The following is a 17627-nucleotide window of genomic DNA, read 5'->3' as shown; positions in this document are numbered from 1 at the left end:
GTTCAGATACGCATCCCGGCGGCGCACCCCTTGCGTCAGGTCGCCACAGCCGTCGAGATCACCTTTGTGCACCTTCCCATCATGGCAAGGTCAAGCGGCTTCGCCCGGCGTCCACGCCAAGGCTTCGGCCAGCTTCTTGCGGGCGCGGGCGATACGCGTTTCCACGGCCTTGGGTGTGATGCGAAGTATGGAGGCGATCTCGGCGTGAGACCGCCCTTCGAGCGCGGCAAGCAGCAGCGGCGCCTTCAAGGTGTCCGGAAGGTCGGACAGCGCCCGTTGCAGGTCTCCAGCCCTGCGCCGGTCGTCCAGCCGGGCCTCGGGCGTGGGTGTTTCGTCGCCCACCGCCGTCGCCTCGGGTGCATCGAGGCCCATGACCCCGCGCACGACGCGGCGAACCGCGCGACGACGACTCCAGTCGCGGCATTTGTTCAGGGCGATGGAGCGCAGCCAGACCTCGAACGGCCGCGCCGGATCATACCGCCGCATGGCGCGCCACGCGGACGCATACGCTTCCTGAAGCACGTCATGCGCCTCGGACTCGTCGCCGACGTAGCGGCGAACGAACCGGTAGAGGTCGGCCTTGGTGGCGGTCATCAAGGCGGTGAAGGCGGCCCGGTCTCCACCCGCCGCTCGGCCCTCTATGCTCTCGTCGGCCCTCACGCGCCGCGCTTAGCCGGCGTCGTCGCGCAGGCCGTCCACGACCGCTGCGTCAAACACCTCGGCCTGGGCCGGGGTCAACACCGACCGCATCTCGAAGACATGAGTGATCGTCGCCTTCTGGAGATCGCCCATGGCCGCGTGGAAGTGATCGACCGCCGCCTGGACCTGCGGGGTGTCGCCGTCGCTGGCGGCGATAGCGGAGGCTAATTCGCGGTTGGCGGCGCGAACCTCGGCCTCCAGCGCGGGGCGCTGAGCGGCGAAGCGGGCTTCGATGACGTCCAGCCGACGATCCTGCTCCGCGCTCAGATCGAGCTGCTCATGGACGACACTGTGCAGGCTCGGCGGCTGCCGCTCCCGCATGACCCAGGTCGCGCTTGCCCACGTCGCTGCACCACTGGCCAGCGCGGCCAGGATCGCGGTGATGACGATGGATTTCCAGGTCGCCCTCATCCTCGGACATCCAGGCTGGCGAGCGGCGACAAGCCGGCCGACACGGTGAAGATTCGCATCTCGGAAGGCACCGGCCGACGCGCCAGGAGCATCAGGCCGCCGTTCGTGACGCCGATTACCAACGCGAGGGCGACGGCGGCGACCCGGACCTGACCCATGCGGGCATGCTCCCTGCGCTCGCCGATCCGCACCCAGACAGCGTCTTCCACACCGGCAAGGCGCGCGGCGTCGCCCGGCGCGATCGCTCCGATCAGTCTGTTCATGTCGTCAGTCATTGCGCACCTGCGTCACGCCCCATCTGCCATACGCGGCTGTTCGCGATACCCCTCATGAGGGGTCGAAGGCTATCTCGCGTAGATGAGAGGCGGGATGGGCTTTCCTGAGCGCAAGGTTGACGCGCGTCGGGCGCGACGGTCCACTCCACGCATGGAGAGCAAGAGTTGATGCAATCGACACTGAACCGCCGTCTGCTGCTGGGCGCGGCTGTGTTCATCGGCATGACCGGAACCGCCTGCGCCCAGACGCGCCCATCGAGAAACCTGACTGTCTTCAAGACGCCGACCTGCGCCTGCTGCGACGGATGGATCGCGCACATGCGGGAGGCGGGCTTCAGCGCGACTATCACGGTTCTTCCGAGTCTCCAGTCGCTCCGGACCAGTCGAGGAATGCCGGACGCCTTGGCGTCCTGTCACACCGGACTGATCGACGGCTATCTGGTCGAGGGTCATGTGCCGGCTCAGGATGTCATGCGCTTGCTGGCCGAACGACCTGAGGCGGTGGGTATCACTGTGCCGGCCATGCCGCTCGGTTCGCCTGGCATGGAGACGCCGCAGGGACACAAGGAGCCCTACGACACTCTGCTGGTGCTCCGGTCGGGCGCGACCCGCGTGTTCGCTCGCCACAATCAGCCCACCTGACGCAGATCGCGCTCAGTCCATTCAGATCGCCCACCAACCGGAGCCTGTAATGTCCCGCACATCCCTCGTATTCGTCCTCTCAGCCGCCCTTCTTTCGGCGACGCCCGCCCTTGCGCAGGACCACGCAGATGGTCACGGCCACGCTGCAGGAACTGTTGCCGCCGGTGCGGCGGAGGCTGCCACGGCCGTCGACGCTTTCCACGCCGCGCTGAAGGGCGGCGACACCGCCGCCGCGCTCGCCCTGATGTCTCCTGACGTGATGATTTTCGAAGGAGGCTACGTGGAGCGATCGCGCGACGAATACGCTTCGCATCACCTCGGCTCGGACGCGGCGTTCGCGGCCTCGTCGCAAGCGGTGGTCGAGAGGCGGTCGGGCTGGATCGATGGCGCCGTTGCCTGGATCACCAGCGAAGGCCGTACGACGGGTCAGTTCAACGGCCGTCCCGTCGACAGCCTGACCACCGAGACGATGGTGTTGAAACGGCACGCCGACGGCTGGCGCATTCACCACATCCACTGGTCCTCGCGCACGCCCAGCTAGGCGCGCACTCGCTCCGTCACATGGCCGACGGCGGAGCGAGCGTGCCCATGGCCGCAACGACAGCAAGCAACAGGCCCCCGACCAGCGTTTCCGCGACCACGCTGCGTCGCAGCCGTTGAAGCGCCTGTCGAGGATCATCACCCTTCGCCAGGACCGATCCCAGCATCGGTGTCAGGCGGAAGCGGTTCACTGCTGCCATTGCGAGCATCAGGGTGAACAGGACGAGTTTCGTAATCAGAAGTTGGCCGTAGAGGCTCGCTCCCAAGTCGCCGACGCGTGCCGGGCTGATCAGGAACCAGCTGTTCACAAGGCCCGTCAGCACCAGTAGAACGACGGCGAGCGTCCCCAGGCCGGCGAAGCTGTGCAGGACGCGATGGATCGCGGGGCTGTCAGGCGCGGCCCGGCGTAGCAGTTGGATCGTCAAGGCCGCCAAGGCTCCCAGCCACAAGGCAGCGGCGACCGCGTGAATGATGTCCGAGACGAGATGGAGAAGCCCGCCGGGCCCCTCGGTGGCCGCGCCGTGACCCGTCCATGCGAAGCTGGCGTTGATGATCAGACCTGACGCCACCGTGATCAGCCAAGTCGCGCGCCCCGGCTTCAGGGCGATGACCGCCACAAGCCCAACCATGGCGACGATGGCCCGAGCGACCATGGCCATCCCCAAGGCGGTGCCAGTGACCATGAAGGACAGCGAGGCGGGTTTGACGGCTTCGCTCAACGACCCCGCCATGACGGCGGTTTGGGCCACCAGAGCGGCGAGCGAGCCGACTGCGACGACGAGCGCCGCCATCACAAGTGTCGGCTTCACCCAGCCGAAGCGCGGGGCCTCTACGCCTCGGAAACTGTAGAGCAGGAACAGCGGCGCGCCGAGAAGAACGACGGCGCCGCTGTATTGAAGCCAGCGGAGCCCAATGACCGCGACTTCGAGCATGGGGTCAGCGTACCGAGAAGGTGTAGGAACCCGTCATGCGGTGACCGTCGCTCGACGCGATGCGCCAGTCGACGCGATAGGCTCCGGCGGCAAGCGGGCGGGCCAGCGTGCCTGTCAGGGTCTTGCCGTCTTCCGCGACTGAGGTAGTGATCGCGACTTTCTCGCCTGCCGCATTGACGACGTCGAACCCCGAGAAGGCAGGAATCGTTCGCTCGCTGAAGGTCAGGCTCACCGACCGCGTGGCCGCGACCGTGGCGTTCGGCGCAGGGGTCGCGCCGATCAGCCGCGCATGGGCCGACGCCGGGCCGGCCGCGAGGGCTCCGACGGCTGCTATGGCCACGTACGGAACAGGATCGAAAATACGCATACTCGGTCTCCAGATACGTTCGGCCTTCTTCAGCCTTCGGTACCTCTACGCGCCGTCCGGGCATATCCCTTATTCGGGCGGGGGCGATCCGGCGGGCGGCCTATCCGTGCTGCAAGGCCATCACACCCATCCAGACCGCCATGGCGATCATCATCAGGTTCTCGGTCAGGGACAGGAATCCCAGCGGGACATTGCCTGACCCCCCGACGCAGGCGCATTTCAATTCGCGCTTGTCCAGATACACGGCCTTGAACACCGAGATTGCGCCGACGCCGCCGATAAACAGGGCGACCGGGGCGGACAGCCAGGTCAGGACGCCCGCAACCATCAGAGCCCCCGCCCCCAGCTCGGCGAAGGGATAGACCTTGCCGTAAGGGATCCACCGCTTCGCCAGCAGGTCATAGTTGAGGAACATGGTCGAGAAGGTTTCGAGGTTCTGCAGCTTGAGCATGGCCAGGGCCATCATCGACAGGCCGATGAACCATTCGAGGGCGCGGAAGGTCAGGGCGGAGCCGAACGCGGCATGGCTGACCGCCAAGGCCATCAGGGCCGTGACCGCGAACACCGCCAGCACCGGGCCGTAGGTTTTGGCCTGGGGATCGGGCGCCTTGAGGCCGAGGTGGCGGCGCAGGTCCTCGTAGCCCCCGACCCGAACGCCGTCGATGAAGACCTGCGGCGTGGTCTTCACACCGTGCTCGGCCTTGAAGGCGTCATTCGCCTCGCGTGTCTCGAGCCAGTGATCGTCAACGGTGAAGCCCTTGCTGCGCAGAAGGTGGCGAGCCTTGAGCCCCCAGGGGCAAACGTGCTCAGGCATCACCATGCGGTAGAGGACGGCGTGTTTCGCGGGGTCAGTCATGTGGGTCTCCGGCTTGATCACAAGGGAACCCGCCCCATGTAAGTTCCGTACCATAGTACGGAGTCAAGCGATGAGAGGCCAACAGTCGGGTCTGACCATCGCGCGGCTGGCTGAAGCCGGCGGCGTGGGTGTGGAGACGGTGCGCTACTACCAGCGGCGCGGCCTGTTGGAGACGCCTGAAAGGCCAGACGGCGGCGGTCTGGGCGGCGGGGTGCGGCGCTACGGTTCGGAGGAAGTAAGGCGGCTGCGCTTCATTCGCTCGGCGCAGTCGGCGGGCTTCACCCTGGAACAGATCGGCGAACTGCTCGCGCTGGACGCAAGCGAGGACAGGGCGCGGGCCCGGGCGCTGGCCGAGGAACGGCTGGTCGACCTCGACGCCCGTATAGCCGAGCTGGAGAACGCGCGTTCAGCCCTGCGCAGATTGGCGCATGCTTGCGCTGCATCGCAGGTCGGGCCGTGTCCGATCATTGAGGCGTTCGACACCTCGCGAAACTAGGCTGCCTCGCACAGCAGAGCGTTCGACCCGGCTTGGCGGCGCCGACACCCGAAATAGGTCCGCAACAGGCCTCACCGAGATCATGGTCGAGTGCGACGCGACGAAAGGTCCCTATTCACGAGCCCGCTCCAGGGACGGCCGGGAGGCTACGCTGGCGCCTCGGAGTTCCAAATCATGGCTCACTCGAACACACGACGGCTTTTACGGCGCGTATATATCTACCTCAGGCCAAGCGGGAGACCGGGGCCGACGACGGCCAGGAGAAGGTCGACGCGCTGATCCGCCGCCGCGCGAGGAATCCCACCCTCCTGAACCCCGCCGAACAGACGCTGTAACCGGCCTGCCCCGTCACGGAGCCAACATCATCAGGTTGTTGATTCGTAAAGAAGAAAATGGCGCGCCCGGAACGATTCGAACGTCCGACCCTCAGATTCGTAGTCTGATGCTCTATCCAGCTGAGCTACGGGCGCGCTTGGCCGCGAACGGCGGCGGGGGGCAATAGCCGGATGACGGGTTTTCCGCCTCGCCGCGTAGATGGGCGCCAGAAGGGCGCGGCGCGGGGCTTTCGTTCGCGCGGGCGGCGGGGCAGGGTGGCTCCGCCTCTCCCGAATTCGTCCCGCGAACCAGACCTGAGCTTTCTATGATCCATCTTCCGCACCGGTCTGTCCGCGCCCTCACGGCCGTGCTCGTCGCGGCCGGGCTCGCGCTTGGCGGTTGCGGAGGCGGAGCCCTCGGAACGGGCGGCCCTGTCGCCGGCCCGGTCGCGCCCGTCGCCGCTCCGGCCGCCCGCGGCCCCTTTGTCGCCGCCGCCAATCCGCTGGCGGTCGAGGCGGGGATGGCGGTGCTGCGCGAAGGCGGCTCGGCCGTGGACGCCGCGATCGCCATCCAGGCCGTGCTGGGGCTGGTCGAGCCGCAGTCTTCAGGCCTGGGCGGCGGGGCTTTCATGATGGCGTATGACGCCGCGAGCGGGCAGATCACCAGCTACGACGGTCGCGAGACGGCGCCCGCGGCGGCGACGCCCGAGCTCTTCTACGAGAACGGACGGCCGCTGGGCGTGGGCGACGCGGTCCTGAGCGGACGCTCGACCGGGGCCCCGGGGGCCGTGGCCATGCTGGCGATGGCGCACAGGGCGCATGGACGGCTGCCGTGGCACGCCCTGTTCGGGGACGCCGAACGGCTGGCCCGCGACGGCTTTATCGTCAGCCCACGACTGGCCGGCTTCATCGCCGCGACGCGGGGACAGGCGCGCACCCGCTGGGCCGACGCCTATTTCACCAAGGCGGACGGGACGCGCTACGTCGCCGGAGACGTGCTGCGAAACCCGGCCTACGCCGAGACGGTGGCCGAACTGGCCGCAGGCGGGGCCGAGGGCTTCTACAACGGCCGGATCGCACGCGAGATCGCCGCCACGGTGGCGCAGGAGCCGCGGCCCGGCGCCCTGACGGCCGAAGACATCGCCGCCTATCAGCCGATCGAGCGCGGGGCCCTGTGCCGCCCGTACCGGGTCTATGTCGTCTGCGTGCCGCCGCCGCCGTCCAGTGGCGTGGCCGTGCTGCAGCTTCTCGCCATGGCCGAGCAGACCCCGCACATCCACGCGGGCCCCGACAGCGCCGGCGCCTGGACCGCCTTCGCCCAGCTCCAGCGGCTGATGTACGCCGACCGCGACCGCTATGTCGGCGACCCCGGCTTCGTCCGGGTGCCGGTGCAGGGTCTGCTGGATCCCGACTACGTCGCGGCCCGCGCGGCCCTTGCGCCCGGTCTGACCGGCGCGGCGGAACCGGGTACGCCGCCGGGCGGCGTGTTTTCGGGGCCCGACGCCACCCACGAGCCGGCGGGCACCTCGCATCTCGTTGTCGTCGATGCGCAGGGCAATGCGGTCAGCATGACCACGACGGTCGAGAGCGTGTTTGGCTCGGGCCGGATGGCGGCGGGCTTCTTTCTCAACAACCAGCTGACGGACTTCTCGTTCACCCCGACGCGGCCCGACGGCGCCGCGGCGGCCAATGCGGTGGCGGCGGGCAAGCGGCCGCGGTCGTCGATGTCTCCGGTGATCGTCCTCGACCGCCAGGGCCGCCTGCTCGGCGCCTTCGGCTCGCCGGGCGGGCCCTCGATCCTCGCGTATAACGCCAAGGCCCTGATCGCCGTGCTGGACTGGGGCCTGCCGGTGCAGGCGGCGTTCGACCTGCCCAATCTGGTGGCGCGCGGCGACGGCTTTGGCGCAGACACGGACCGCTTCCCGGAAGCCCTGCGCGCCGGTCTGGCCGAGCGCGGCGTGACGCTCAGTCCCAACGCCAGCGAGAACTCAGGCCTGCACGGCGCGATCTGGCGACAGGGCGCGACCGGCTGGAGCTGGGACGGCGGCGCGGACGACCGCCGCGAGGGCGTGGCGCGGACGCAGTAGCGGTCTGGGCCCTACTCGGGCTTGATGCTGAGCTGGAAGGCGATCACGCCCTCGGACACGTCCGTGTCGACGCCGTGGCCGGCGCGCAGGCCCTCGGTCTCGATCTCGCGATAGGCCAGGCTGACCGAGGTGTGCACCGGCCCCCGGCGCATGGCCACGCCCACCGAGGCGTCGCCGAGGAAATTGCCTGAGTCCTGGCTGTAGCCGGATCGCGCGAAGTCCCCGTCGCGGGTGCGGGCGAAATTATAGCCGACGGCCCGGCCCGAGCCCGCCGCGTACAGATACCAGCGCGGACGCTCGCCGAAGGCGTCGCCGCCATCCGGGACCAGTTTCTCGATGCCGCGGCCGATGCGCAGGGTGGCGCCGGCCTCGGTCGTGCCACCGCGCGTTCCCACGCCGAAGCCGACGTGCGGCGTCAGGGTGACGTCCAGACCGGACGCCGTCTGGCCCAAGGTCTCGGTCCAGCCCCGCGTATAGGTCAAGTCATAGTGTTCGGCGTCGAAGGTCGCGGGGTCCAGCGGTCCGGGAGGCAGGGGCGAGCCGTCGAGACGGCGGACAGCCCCTTCGGTGCGCAGGCGCAGGCGGTCGTCATAGCCGCCGCTTTCGAACCAGACGTCACGGCTCGAGGCGGCCCATTGCGAAGTCCGGTCGCGCTCGGGCGCGTAGCCCGTCCAGCCGCCGGCAGAGTCCCATGCGGGATCGTTTGCATAGCGGGCGTTCCGGTCCAGACGGGTCAGAAGGTCGGCGACGTTGGCCGGGCGTTCCGGAACGACCCTCCAGGGATCGGTCTGAACGGCCGGGACGGCTTGCGAAGCGGCTGCGAACGCCGGGGCCCAAAGGGCTCCAGTCGCCAACACTCCGGCAAGGATCGCCGACCTGCGCATCAACGGTTCCTCCCCGACCCGCTAACGACTCCGACCCTGCACGATGCAGGCCGTCTCGCCAACACCCTTTCGAGCGTCACGGTTCGGCCGATCAACGTGGACCGGCGGGCAGGGTTCCGCAATCGGGTGAACCCCGCGGGCGAGTCGCAGACCCGCCGCGCGCGAGCCTGCCTCAGTCCGCCGTCACTGGCAGGCGAGGCACTCGTCGTAGTCGGTGCGTGCGGCCGAGAAGAGATCGGGCTGGTTCGGATCGACCTCGGCCTCGACCTTGTCTTCCGCGCCGGCGAAGGCTGCCCGCTGAACCGACTTGGAGCGCAGGTAGTAGAGCGATTTCACGCCCTTCTCCCAGGCCGACCAGTGCAGCATGTGCAGGTCCCATTTGTTCACATCGCCCGGGATGAACAGGTTGATCGACTGGGCCTGGCAGATTTCCGGCGAGCGGTCGGCCGACAGTTCCACGATCCAGCGCTGGTCCAGTTCGAAAGCGGTCTTGAAGATGGCCTTCTCGTCGTCGGTCAGCGTGTCGAGGTGCTGCACCGATCCTTCGTGTTCCAGGATCGAGGACCAGACCTCGGTGGTGTCGATACCCTTCTCGCCCAGCAGTTTCTCGAGATAGGGATTCTTGACCGCGAACGAGCCCGACAGGGTCTTGTGCGTATAGATGTTGGCCGGGATCGGCTCGATGCCGGCCGAGGTGCCGCCGCAGATGATCGAGATCGAGGCGGTCGGGGCGATGGCCAGCTTGTGGCTGAAACGCTCCAGCACGCCGCGCTCGGCCGCGTCCTCGCAGGCGCCCTTCTCTTCGGCCAGCAGGCGGCTGGCCTTGTCGGCCTCGCGGCGCAGATGTTTGAACAGCCGCATGTTCCACGACTTGGCCATGGCGGATTCGAAGGCCACGCCCTGCGCCTGCAGGAACGAGTGGAAGCCCATCAGGCCCAGACCCACCGAACGCTCGCGCTTGGCGGAATAGACGGCCGCGGCCATCGCGGGGGGCGCGCGGCGGATGAAGTCTTCAAGCACATTGTCGAGGAAGCGCATCACGTCCTCGATGAAGCGGGGCTCCTCGCGCCATTCCAGGAAGCTCTCGGCGTTGACCGAGGACAGGCAGCAGACGGCGGTGCGGTCGACGCCCAGGTGGTCGCGGCCGGTGTGCAGGGTGATTTCCGAGCACAGGTTCGACTGTTTGACCGACAGGCCCAGATCGCGCTGATGCTGCGGCATCTGGCGGTTCACGGTGTCGGAGAAGATCAGATAGGGCTCGCCGGTCTGCAGGCGGATCTCGAGGATCTTCTGCCACAGGGCGCGGGCGTCGACGGTCTTCACCACCTCCTGGTTCTTCGGCGACAGCAGGTCGAAGGTCTTGCCGTCGCGAACCGCCTCCATGAAGGCGTCCGAGATGTTGATGCCGTGGTGCAGGTTCAGAGACTTGCGGTTGAAGTCGCCCGACGGTTTGCGGATCTCGAGGAACTCCTCGATCTCTGGGTGGTGGACGTCCAGATAGACGGCGGCCGAACCGCGGCGCAGCGAACCCTGGCTGATCGCCAGNTTTTCTTTGCTCCGGCTGGACAGGCGGCCCACAGAGACTTGCGGTTGAAGTCGCCCGACGGTTTGCGGATCTCGAGGAACTCCTCGATCTCTGGGTGGTGGACGTCCAGATAGACGGCGGCCGAACCGCGGCGCAGCGAACCCTGGCTGATCGCCAGCGTCAGGGAGTCCATCACGCGGATGAAGGGGATGATGCCCGAGGTCTGACCCGCGCCCTTGACCTTCTCGCCGATCGACCGGACGCCGCCCCAGTAGGTGCCGATGCCGCCGCCGTTCGAGGCCAGGGCNCCCGAACCGGCGGCTCGACGTCGTCTTCCGCGTCAGGGAGTCCATCACGCGGATGAAGGGGATGATGCCCGAGGTCTGACCCGCGCCCTTGACCTTCTCGCCGATCGACCGGACGCCGCCCCAGTAGGTGCCGATGCCGCCGCCGTTCGAGGCCAGGGCCACGTTCTCGTTCCAGACCGACTGGATGCCGTCCAGGCTGTCGGCCACGGCGTTCAGGAAGCAGCTGATCGGCAGGCCGCGATCCGCGCCGCCGTTCGACAGCACCGGCGTCGAGGGCATGAACCAGAGTTTGGACATATAGTCGTAGACGCGCTGGGCGTGGTCGGCGTCGTCGGCGTAGGCCGTGGCGACGCGGGCGAACATGTCCTGGTAGCTCTCGCCGGCCAACAGGTAGCGGTCCTCCAGCGTCTTCTTGCCGAAGTCGGTCAGCAGGTCGTCACGGGACCGGTCGAGCTGAATGGATCTCACCACGGACAGATGGGGACGCGCGGTCGCATCACCCTCCGCAGGGGCCACGACAAGACCTAGTGGCTGAAGCGCTCCCCAAGCCCACATATGGGGCGCAGATGGCTAACCAACCGTCAACGGGGTTGACGATCACTTTCTGCCCGAATCGCGTTCAAGACGGGGGATGAGCCTGTGGACAGGCCGCGACGAGGGCGTGACAAGCCTCACCATATCCGATCACGAACGCGTGAGTGGAACAGTCACACAAGCGGGACCGTTAGCAGCCGATGACCACCGAACAGACGATCACGTTTTTCCGCCGCATGCTGCGTATCGCGCGGACCGAAATCGCGGCGGTTTCCGCCCTGTTTGTCGTCGCTCTCGGGATCATGACGTTCGTCGAGGTGGCCGACGACATGACCGAGGCCGACGGTCAGGCCTTCGATCATGCGGTCCTTGCGTGGATGCAGCCGGTAGCAGGCGAACCCCGGGGTCCGTGGTGGCTGAAGGAGGCGGCGGCGGATCTGACCTCTCTGGGAGGCATATCGGTGCTGGCCCTGTTCGCGGTGATCGCCTTCGTCTTCCTTCTGCTCCAGCGCAAACATCTCTCGGCCCTGCTTCTGGTCGTCGGTCTGGCCGGAGGCGTCGCTCTGAGCGAGGGTCTGAAGGCCATGTTCGGACGCGAACGGCCCCCGCTGGACTTTCAGGCGGTGGATACGCTGAACGCCAGCTTCCCGTCCGGCCACGCCCTGCTGTCGACCGTCTTCTATCTGACGCTCGGCGTCATGCTGACGCGGGCCTTCCCGCGGGCTCATCTGAAGGCCTTTGTGCTGGGAGCGTCGCTCCTGATCGCACTGCTGATCGGACTGACCCGCGTCTATCTCGGCGCCCACTGGGCCACGGACGTCTTCGCCGGCTGGTGCGCCGGGGCCGCCTGGGCCATGGCGCTCTGGCTGGTCGCCTATGCCGTCGGACGGCGACAGGCCGTTCGCGACAAGGGGCTCCATGACGAGGTCTTGCCGCCGGAGCCTGTGGCGGATACACCGCCCGCCGTCATCGGGGAGTAGCCGCCCGCGTCTCTCAGCGGGGTTTACGTCAACATACTTTCCCTCGCCCGGAGGGAATGGCGTGATCTGGCCCATCGGGCCATGGCAAGACCGCTGGCTTCGCAGGGTGCTTCCACGCGGGGGCCGGCTGCGGATGCCAATGGTCTGTCCGCGGCCTCGTCTCCATCGCGGAGATCGGGGACAAGACCATGCTGCTGGCCATCATGCTGGCGGCGACCTGGCGGCGTCCGCTGCCGATCATCCTCGGCATAATGGCGGCCACCGTGGCCAATCACGCCTTCGCGGCGTTGGCCGGTTCCGTGCTGGCCCGGTTCATGGATGCGGAATGGCTGCGCTGGGGCGTCGGCCTGGCCTTCATCGGTTTCGCCGCCTGGGCCCTGATCCCGGACCGGTTCGACGAAGAGCCTGACATGACCGAAAAGACCTTCGCCGGCGTGTTCTGGACCACGACCGCCGCCTTCTTCCTGATCGAGATGGGCGACAAGACCCAGGTCGCCACCGCCATGCTGGCGGCGCAGTTCCAGAACCTGCCGCTGGTCGTCGCGGGGTCGACGCTGGGCATGATGCTGGTCAACGGCCCGGCGGTCCTGCTGGGCGAGGCCGCGGCGCGCAAACTGCCGCTGACATGGATTCGCCTCGCCGCGGCTCTAGGGTTCGCCGCAACCGGGGTGTGGGTTCTGCTCGCGCGCTGATAGAAGCCCCCGTCCTCCCGCCGACGAGAGCCCACATTGATGAAGTTTCTGATGCGCCTGACGGCGGTCGTCCTGCTGGTCGTGATCATCGGCGCCATGGTCGGTCCGTTCCAGAACGCCGAGGCTGGCACCCACGTCTGGGACAAGGCGATGCACTTTGTCGCTTTCGGCCTGATCCTGTGGAGCATCGGCGTCCTGTGGCGCCGCCTGCCCCGCACCCTCGCGGCGCTTTCCGCCCTGATCCTCGGCGGCGCTGTCGAGATCGTTCAGGGCATGGTCGGCCGCGACGCCAGCTGGGGCGACTTGCTGGCCGACGGGCTGGGCGTTCTCACCGCCCTTTTGCTCTGGGCGGTCTGGCGGGGCTTCCAGCCGCGCACGGCGTTTCAGACCTCGAAGACCCTGTAGGGCGTATCGCCCAGCGTCCGGAGCACCGGGAGGGCAACGTTGTATACCGGCACCCCCTTGTTGGTCCGGCCTTCCGGCGCGCCGCGATGGGCGTGGCCGTGCACCACCAGGCTGATGTTGTCGTAGCGGTCGATGGTCTCGCCCAGCCGTGAGGAGCCCAGAAAGGCGTGGATTTCCGGCGGCTCACCCATCACCGTGTCGACAATGGGCGAATAGTGCAGCAGCACCACCGACCGCTCGGTGCGCAGCATGCGGATCGAGTTCTCGATGCCGTTGGCGTCCTCCACCGCCTCCTGCACGAATGATTTTATCGAGGCCTCCCCGAACGGGCTCAGCATGTAGCGGCCGAACCCGCCGATGAAACCCTTGCCTCCGGCGAAGCCGACGCCCTCGATCTCATAGGCCTGACCGGTCAGCATCTTCACCCCGGCGTCGCAGAGCATCTTCGTCACATGCTCGGGCTGGCCGCACTCGTGCTCGTGGTTGCCCAGCACTCCCACCATGGGAACCTTGCAGGCCCGCAGGTCCTCCAGCAAGATTTCGACCTCGCGCGTCTTGCCGAAATTGGTCAGGTCCCCGCACAGGCACAAAACGTCTGCGTCCTCGTGGACCCTTTCGAACAGTTCGCGGTGCGGACGGTCATGGGTCTCGCCGACGTGCAGGTCGCCGACGGCCGCGACGCGCAGCTTCTTCTTTGGCCCCGCCTCCATGCCGGGCTGCGGCGTCTGCGGGTCGCCCCCGGCGCTGGCGCTCTCCGCCGTGGCGGGATCAGTGGATGGGGTCATGGCGCTCCTCCAGCCCCTTGCCGACGATGTCGCCGAAGCCCCACTCCGAGATGTCCGAGATATAGTCGCGCGCGCTGAACAGCCTCCCCCGGCACACCTTCACGCGCGGCGCCGGCAGGTCGACCTGTGCGCGCAGCCGCTCGGTCAGCTCGTGCATCAGCCAGGCGGGAATGTTGTCCCGCTCGGTCGGATAGGCGAACCGGAAGTTCAACAGATGCGCCATCAGCACCTCCCAATAGAGGTCCATCTGGTCCAGCAGGCTCTTCCAGTCGATCGCCCCCGACTGTTTGAGAATGATGTGGTTCACATCCGCCCCGTCGTAACGGTAGCGGTCCTGGATGAAGACCTTGGACAGGATCAGCGCCGTGGGCGAGGTGATGGTGACCTCGTGGCCGTAGACCTCGATCGTGTCGGGACCAAACCAGGCGTCATTGACCGCGATCGTGCCGTTGGACATGGCGAAGATCACGTCGAAGAAATGCTTCTCGTCCTTCCAGACCTTGGCGATCCAGCGCTCGTCCTCGACGTCGGTGCGGTAACCCCGGGCCTGGAAAAAGGCGAGGATGCGCGGGTAGTCGCCGGGCTTGCAGAAGACGTCCAGATCCTTGGTCGGCCGCTGGATGCCGGTGTAGGCCGTGACCGCATAGGTGCCCGACAGAAGGAAAGGGATGCCGCTCTCCTTCAGCAGGCGCAGCGATTCCTCATAGAAGGCCACAGCTTCCTGAGGCGGATGGAAGCTGGGGTCGGCGACGGTGTCTGACATGATCCGGCTCTCTATTTTCGGCCGGTAACGGCGCGGGTCTGAAAACGGCTCCGGTCGGGCCGCGGTTCCTGCGACGCGGCCTTGTATCGCGCATGAGTCGGATTTGTTTACGCATTCGCATTAGTCCTCGACCGTTCAGTAAAGGGCCGGGGAGGCTCGGGTTGAAGGGTCGTTGGCGTTTATTCAGGCATGAAGCGGGCTGCGTCGCTGGCCCGCCGCCCTGGGCCTATGTGCTGCTGTTCGCCGCCTCCCAGCTGATCGGCCACTGGAGCGTGGCGACCTATGGCGCGGTCCTGATCTGGCTTTCCAACGGCATCATGGCGGCGGCGCTGCTGCAGCTGCACCGGCGTCCGGCGATCATGGTGGTGCTGGCCTGCTTCCTGATCAACTTGTTCAGCAACGCCATTCGCGGCGATCCCGGCATGCTCATGTGGCTCAACGCCGTGATGAATCTTGGTGAGGCGACCCTGGCTGCCCTTCTGGCGCGACGCGTCTGCGGCGCCGCCCTCGACATGCGCCGCCCGCGACGGCTGTTCGCCTTCGGTCTGTTCGCCGCCCTGCCGGCGGTCGCCGTGACCGCGGCTCTCGGATTCGGCCTGACCATGCTGATCCGCCAGACGCCGCTCACCGCCGCGGGCGTCTTCAACATCTATTCCTTCGTCATCGTCGAGCTGCTCGGCCTGCTGCTTGTAACCCCCGTGCTGCTGCTTATGGCCCGGGCGCACCGGTTCCATGGAACCACTCGCGCGCGCTGGCCCGAGGCGGCCATCCTGATCGCCGTAATGCTGGCCGTGACCGCGCTAGCCTTCTGGCAGAACGACGCGCCGATCGGCTTCCTCTGTTTCCTGCCCATGCTGTGGATCGCCCTGCGGCTGTCGCCGACGACGGCGGCGGTCGCCCTGATCGGCCTGGCCGCCGTCAGCGGCGTGGCTACCATGACCGGCCATGGTCCGGTGCACCTGACCCGGCTCATGGATGTGCCCGGTCTGGAAACGGTCGCGCCGATGCTGCGTCGGCTGGGCGTCTACAACCTGTTCCTGCTGTCTATGGTCGTAACTATCCTGCCCGTCTCCACGGTCATGACTGAGCGTCGTCGGCTCGAGGCGCGGCTGCGCGCCCGGACGGTCGCGGCGCAGGAAGCGCGCCGCAAGGCCGAGGACGCCGCCGCCGCACGCTCGCGCTTCCTGGCCATGATGAGCCATGAGATGCGCACCCCCCTGAACGGCGTCGCCGGCTTTGCTGACGTGCTGGCCAGCCGGCCCGGACTGGACGCCACCGCCCTGCGTCAGGCGCGCCAGATACGGGAATCCAGCGACGGTCTGCTGATGCTGGTCGAGGATATTCTGGACTTCGCCCGCGGCGACGACGCTGTGTCGCCCGAACCGCTGGATCTGGCCGCCGTGGCGCACGAATCCATGGCGCCCAGCCGAACCGCGGCCGAGGCCAAGGGATTGAGCCTGACGATCGACGATCGCCTGCCGGCCAATGCGCGCTTCATGTGCGACCGCCGGGCGCTGCGCCAGACGCTGCATCCCATGATCGCCAATGCGGTCAAATTCACCGAACAGGGGTCCGTCACCGTCCGTCTGGACCGGTCATCAGACGGCGTCTGCATCCGCGTCTCGGATACCGGTCCGGGCATCGAGCCCGCGCTGCTGCCGGAACTGTTCGAAGCCTTCGCCCAGGGCGACGCCTCGATTCGGCGGAGCCATTGCGGGGCCGGTCTGGGTCTGGCGCTGGTCGCCCGACACGTCCGCCGCATGAGCGGCGCCATCGACGTCGACAGCCGCCTCGGCGAGGGTTCGACCTTCATCATCACCCTGCCCCTGCCGCGGGCCCCCGATGCGTCGGAAGAGAACGACCGGCCCGCACCCGCAATCGTTGACGAACAGACAGGCGAATCCGTCGCCCCCGCGACACCGCGCGTGCTGGTCGTCGACGACCATCCGGTCAATCGCGAGGTCGCCCGAATCATGCTGGAAGCCTTCGGCTGCGACGTGGTCGAGGTCTGCGACGGCCAGGACGCCATAGACGCCGTCGCCGGTCAGCCGTTCAATCTGGTGTTGATGGATGTGCGCATGCCGCTGATGGACGGGCTGGAGGCCACGCGCCGCATCCGCGCCCTGCCAGGATCCGGGCGCGACGTCGCCGTCGTCGCCATGACCGCCGACGCCATGCCCGAGGACGTGGCGCGCTGTCTGGCGTCGGGCATGAATGCCCACATGGCCAAGCCGATCAGCCAGGCCGGCCTGCTGGCGATGGTGAACCGCGCCCTGGCAGGAGATCTGCCGGATGCGCGCGTGACCCGGGAAGCGGAGGCGGCCTAGCTTCCGTATTTGCCCTCAAGCGGGAAGCGTTCCGCCCAGAAATCCTTGAGCTCGGGCAGGGCGTCGACCCGGCGCATCACCACTCCCATGCGTGGCGCCACCTCATGAAACCGCTTGCGATGCGGGGTCCAGCGGCTGGCGACGGCGACATACAGATCCAGCACCGTCGGCTCAGCGCCAAGAAGGAAACGGTCGGGAACGATCTGGCTTTCCATCTTCGCCCAGCAGTCCGCGATCCGGTCCGCCGTACGGCCGAGGATGGTCTGCTGCGCCGCCGGGTCGTCTCCGCCCAGCCGGGACGGCTCGTCGCGGACCCAGTACACCGAATAGATCGAGGCCGGGATGAAGGTCATCCAGCGCAGGAACTGCGCCCGCCGCGGATCGCAGGCTTCGGGCCCCAGCGCCGCCTCGGGATGCTGTTCGGCCAGCCAGATCAGGATGGCGGCGCTCTCCGTGATCGTTTCGCCTGCGGGCGTGATCAGGGCCGGAATCTGCCGCATCGGATTGACCGGGGCGACCTTGTCGCGCTCGGCCTCGCCCCCCCAGGTCACGGCCTCGACCACGCCGTAGGGCGCGCCGATCAGGGTCAGGGCGGCTTCGACCGGGACTGAGCCGGAACCCGCGGCGCCGTAAACAGTGTAGGTCATGGCTGCGCTCCTTCGACGGATCAGGCTACTCCGCAGCGACGGCTTGCGCGCCCGAGAGTTCCCGCGGCCGCCATAGACAGGCCTTGGGCTTGTCCCCAGCCGCATCCCCAGTTCCGTGTCCTGCGGACACCACATCTAGCGGTCGCGAAAAAAGTGAT

General features: G+C 67.6%; 19 protein-coding genes, 1 tRNA gene, 2 pseudogenes and 1 riboswitch. Of the genes and pseudogenes, 8 read left to right on the top strand and 14 right to left on the bottom strand.

Annotated features, from left to right (window positions below; genetic code table 11):
- Positions 1 to 90 precede the first annotated feature (90 nt).
- The 3 genes from ASD25_RS16235 to ASD25_RS16225 are packed head-to-tail and all read right to left on the bottom strand — an operon-like array spanning position 91 to position 1373.
- Entirely contained in the window at positions 91 to 660 is a 570-nt protein-coding gene (locus tag ASD25_RS16235) for an RNA polymerase sigma factor (protein ID WP_056618864.1), read from the bottom strand.
- 9 nt (positions 661 to 669) lie between these two features.
- Positions 670 to 1110 carry a Spy/CpxP family protein refolding chaperone gene (locus ASD25_RS16230; protein ID WP_056618862.1) on the bottom strand — a complete coding sequence of 147 codons (441 nt, stop codon included), beginning with the start codon at positions 1108 to 1110 and terminating at the stop codon, positions 670 to 672.
- Positions 1107 to 1373 (bottom strand): hypothetical protein, encoded by a 267-nt coding sequence (locus tag ASD25_RS16225; protein ID WP_235562753.1) that lies wholly within the window; start codon positions 1371 to 1373, stop codon positions 1107 to 1109. The genes ASD25_RS16230 and ASD25_RS16225 overlap by 4 nt, the downstream gene beginning before the upstream one ends.
- Positions 1374 to 1553: 180 nt before the next feature.
- Here ASD25_RS16225 and ASD25_RS16220 point away from each other — a divergent pair, with 180 nt between their 5' ends.
- Both ASD25_RS16220 and ASD25_RS16215 read left to right on the top strand, forming a co-directional pair.
- Positions 1554 to 2027, top strand: coding sequence for a DUF411 domain-containing protein (locus ASD25_RS16220; RefSeq protein ID WP_056618857.1), 474 nt, complete (start codon positions 1554 to 1556; stop codon positions 2025 to 2027).
- 49 nt (positions 2028 to 2076) lie between these two features.
- Positions 2077 to 2568, top strand: coding sequence for a nuclear transport factor 2 family protein (locus ASD25_RS16215; RefSeq protein ID WP_056618855.1), 492 nt, complete (start codon positions 2077 to 2079; stop codon positions 2566 to 2568).
- Between the two features lie 16 nt (positions 2569 to 2584).
- Here the strand turns inward: ASD25_RS16215 and copD are convergent, their stop codons facing one another.
- The 3 genes from copD to ASD25_RS16200 form a co-directional block, all read right to left on the bottom strand.
- Positions 2585 to 3499 carry a copper homeostasis membrane protein CopD gene (copD, locus tag ASD25_RS16210; protein WP_056618853.1) on the bottom strand — a complete coding sequence of 305 codons (915 nt, stop codon included), beginning with the start codon at positions 3497 to 3499 and terminating at the stop codon, positions 2585 to 2587.
- 4 nt (positions 3500 to 3503) lie between these two features.
- Positions 3504 to 3866 (bottom strand): copper homeostasis periplasmic binding protein CopC, encoded by a 363-nt coding sequence (gene copC, locus ASD25_RS16205; protein WP_056618851.1) that lies wholly within the window; start codon positions 3864 to 3866, stop codon positions 3504 to 3506.
- A gap of 100 nt (positions 3867 to 3966) precedes the next feature.
- Positions 3967 to 4722: a glutaredoxin gene (locus ASD25_RS16200; RefSeq protein ID WP_056619238.1), complete on the bottom strand. Its 756-nt coding sequence runs from the start codon at positions 4720 to 4722 to the stop codon at positions 3967 to 3969.
- Positions 4723 to 4792: 70 nt separating this feature from the next.
- Here ASD25_RS16200 and ASD25_RS16195 point away from each other — a divergent pair, with 70 nt between their 5' ends.
- Positions 4793 to 5218 carry a MerR family DNA-binding protein gene (locus ASD25_RS16195; protein WP_056618848.1) on the top strand — a complete coding sequence of 142 codons (426 nt, stop codon included), beginning with the start codon at positions 4793 to 4795 and terminating at the stop codon, positions 5216 to 5218.
- 393 nt (positions 5219 to 5611) lie between these two features.
- On the opposite strand, the gene ASD25_RS16190 is transcribed toward ASD25_RS16195, so the two are convergent.
- Positions 5612 to 5688: transfer RNA gene (locus ASD25_RS16190), tRNA-Arg, on the bottom strand.
- A 170-nt stretch (positions 5689 to 5858) separates the two neighbouring features.
- Here ASD25_RS16190 and ASD25_RS16185 point away from each other — a divergent pair.
- Entirely contained in the window at positions 5859 to 7619 is a 1761-nt protein-coding gene (locus ASD25_RS16185; RefSeq protein ID WP_056618846.1) for a gamma-glutamyltransferase family protein, read from the top strand.
- An 11-nt stretch (positions 7620 to 7630) separates the two neighbouring features.
- Here ASD25_RS16185 and ASD25_RS16180 read toward each other — a convergent pair whose 3' ends face one another.
- From ASD25_RS16180 to ASD25_RS29535, 4 genes and pseudogenes are all read right to left on the bottom strand, one after another.
- Positions 7631 to 8503, bottom strand: coding sequence for a lipid A-modifier LpxR family protein (locus ASD25_RS16180; protein ID WP_056618843.1), 873 nt, complete (start codon positions 8501 to 8503; stop codon positions 7631 to 7633).
- A gap of 183 nt (positions 8504 to 8686) precedes the next feature.
- Positions 8687 to 10048, bottom strand: a pseudogene (locus ASD25_RS16175) (ribonucleoside-diphosphate reductase subunit alpha); the annotation flags it as partial.
- 1 nt (position 10049) lies between these two features.
- Positions 10050 to 10332 (bottom strand): annotated as a pseudogene (locus tag ASD25_RS30545) (hypothetical protein); the annotation flags it as partial.
- Positions 10333 to 10336: 4 nt separating this feature from the next.
- The coding region (locus ASD25_RS29535) for a ribonucleotide reductase N-terminal alpha domain-containing protein (RefSeq protein ID WP_304439656.1) at positions 10337 to 10891 on the bottom strand (555 nt) is incomplete at its 3' end.
- Positions 10892 to 11070: 179 nt separating this feature from the next.
- On the opposite strand from ASD25_RS29535, the gene ASD25_RS16170 reads away from it, so the two are divergent.
- The 3 genes from ASD25_RS16170 (at position 11071) to ASD25_RS16160 (ending at position 12947) form a co-directional block, all read left to right on the top strand.
- The gene (locus ASD25_RS16170) at positions 11071 to 11850 is read left to right on the top strand and encodes a phosphatase PAP2 family protein (RefSeq protein WP_056618841.1); all 780 of its coding nucleotides are present in this window, start codon (positions 11071 to 11073) and stop codon (positions 11848 to 11850) included.
- Positions 11830 to 11961, top strand: a riboswitch (yybP-ykoY riboswitch). (Overlaps the previous gene by 21 nt.)
- A gap of 53 nt (positions 11962 to 12014) precedes the next feature.
- A complete protein-coding gene (locus ASD25_RS16165) occupies positions 12015 to 12542 on the top strand; it encodes a TMEM165/GDT1 family protein (protein WP_369816613.1) in 528 nt (175 codons plus the stop codon).
- 39 nt (positions 12543 to 12581) lie between these two features.
- Positions 12582 to 12947, top strand: a complete 366-nt coding sequence (locus ASD25_RS16160) for a VanZ family protein (RefSeq protein ID WP_056618833.1) — start codon at positions 12582 to 12584, stop codon at positions 12945 to 12947.
- Here ASD25_RS16160 and ASD25_RS16155 read toward each other — a convergent pair.
- Entirely contained in the window at positions 12926 to 13732 is an 807-nt protein-coding gene (locus ASD25_RS16155; RefSeq protein ID WP_082572466.1) for a metallophosphoesterase, read from the bottom strand. The two genes, ASD25_RS16160 and ASD25_RS16155, sit on opposite strands and share 22 nt — an antisense overlap.
- Positions 13716 to 14495 (bottom strand): nucleotidyltransferase family protein, encoded by a 780-nt coding sequence (locus ASD25_RS16150; RefSeq protein WP_056618830.1) that lies wholly within the window; start codon positions 14493 to 14495, stop codon positions 13716 to 13718. The genes ASD25_RS16155 and ASD25_RS16150 overlap by 17 nt, the downstream gene beginning before the upstream one ends.
- A gap of 230 nt (positions 14496 to 14725) precedes the next feature.
- Here ASD25_RS16150 and ASD25_RS16145 point away from each other — a divergent pair, with 230 nt between their 5' ends.
- Positions 14726 to 16822 (top strand): response regulator, encoded by a 2097-nt coding sequence (locus ASD25_RS16145; protein WP_056618827.1) that lies wholly within the window; start codon positions 14726 to 14728, stop codon positions 16820 to 16822.
- Here the strand turns inward: ASD25_RS16145 and ASD25_RS16140 are convergent.
- Complete coding sequence (locus tag ASD25_RS16140) at positions 16819 to 17469, bottom strand: glutathione S-transferase family protein (protein WP_056618825.1); 651 nt, start codon at positions 17467 to 17469, stop codon at positions 16819 to 16821. The genes ASD25_RS16145 and ASD25_RS16140 overlap by 4 nt on opposite strands.
- Positions 17470 to 17627 lie beyond the last annotated feature (158 nt).

The organism is Brevundimonas sp. Root1423, assembly GCF_001426805.1.
The sequence above is the reverse complement of the archived record's forward strand: the minus strand, read 5'-3'. Positions and strand labels throughout refer to the sequence as shown.

What these genes read in the sequence shown, in the direction of transcription:
- ASD25_RS16185 (WP_056618846.1), top strand. Translation starts at nt 5,859, where the DNA reads ATGATCCATCTTCCGCACCGGTCTGTCCGCGCCCTCACGGCCGTGCTC.
- ASD25_RS16170 (WP_056618841.1), top strand. Translation starts at nt 11,071, where the DNA reads ATGACCACCGAACAGACGATCACGTTTTTCCGCCGCATGCTGCGTATC.
- ASD25_RS16160 (WP_056618833.1), top strand. Translation starts at nt 12,582, where the DNA reads ATGAAGTTTCTGATGCGCCTGACGGCGGTCGTCCTGCTGGTCGTGATC.
- ASD25_RS16225 (WP_235562753.1), bottom strand. Translation starts at nt 1,373, where the DNA reads ATGAACAGACTGATCGGAGCGATCGCGCCGGGCGACGCCGCGCGCCTT.
- ASD25_RS16140 (WP_056618825.1), bottom strand. Translation starts at nt 17,469, where the DNA reads ATGACCTACACTGTTTACGGCGCCGCGGGTTCCGGCTCAGTCCCGGTC.
- ASD25_RS16180 (WP_056618843.1), bottom strand. Translation starts at nt 8,503, where the DNA reads ATGCGCAGGTCGGCGATCCTTGCCGGAGTGTTGGCGACTGGAGCCCTT.
- copD (WP_056618853.1), bottom strand. Translation starts at nt 3,499, where the DNA reads ATGCTCGAAGTCGCGGTCATTGGGCTCCGCTGGCTTCAATACAGCGGC.
- copC (WP_056618851.1), bottom strand. Translation starts at nt 3,866, where the DNA reads ATGCGTATTTTCGATCCTGTTCCGTACGTGGCCATAGCAGCCGTCGGA.
- ASD25_RS16220 (WP_056618857.1), top strand. Translation starts at nt 1,554, where the DNA reads ATGCAATCGACACTGAACCGCCGTCTGCTGCTGGGCGCGGCTGTGTTC.
- ASD25_RS16150 (WP_056618830.1), bottom strand. Translation starts at nt 14,495, where the DNA reads ATGTCAGACACCGTCGCCGACCCCAGCTTCCATCCGCCTCAGGAAGCT.
- ASD25_RS16200 (WP_056619238.1), bottom strand. Translation starts at nt 4,722, where the DNA reads ATGACTGACCCCGCGAAACACGCCGTCCTCTACCGCATGGTGATGCCT.
- ASD25_RS16230 (WP_056618862.1), bottom strand. Translation starts at nt 1,110, where the DNA reads ATGAGGGCGACCTGGAAATCCATCGTCATCACCGCGATCCTGGCCGCG.
- ASD25_RS16155 (WP_082572466.1), bottom strand. Translation starts at nt 13,732, where the DNA reads ATGACCCCATCCACTGATCCCGCCACGGCGGAGAGCGCCAGCGCCGGG.
- ASD25_RS16215 (WP_056618855.1), top strand. Translation starts at nt 2,077, where the DNA reads ATGTCCCGCACATCCCTCGTATTCGTCCTCTCAGCCGCCCTTCTTTCG.
- ASD25_RS16195 (WP_056618848.1), top strand. Translation starts at nt 4,793, where the DNA reads ATGAGAGGCCAACAGTCGGGTCTGACCATCGCGCGGCTGGCTGAAGCC.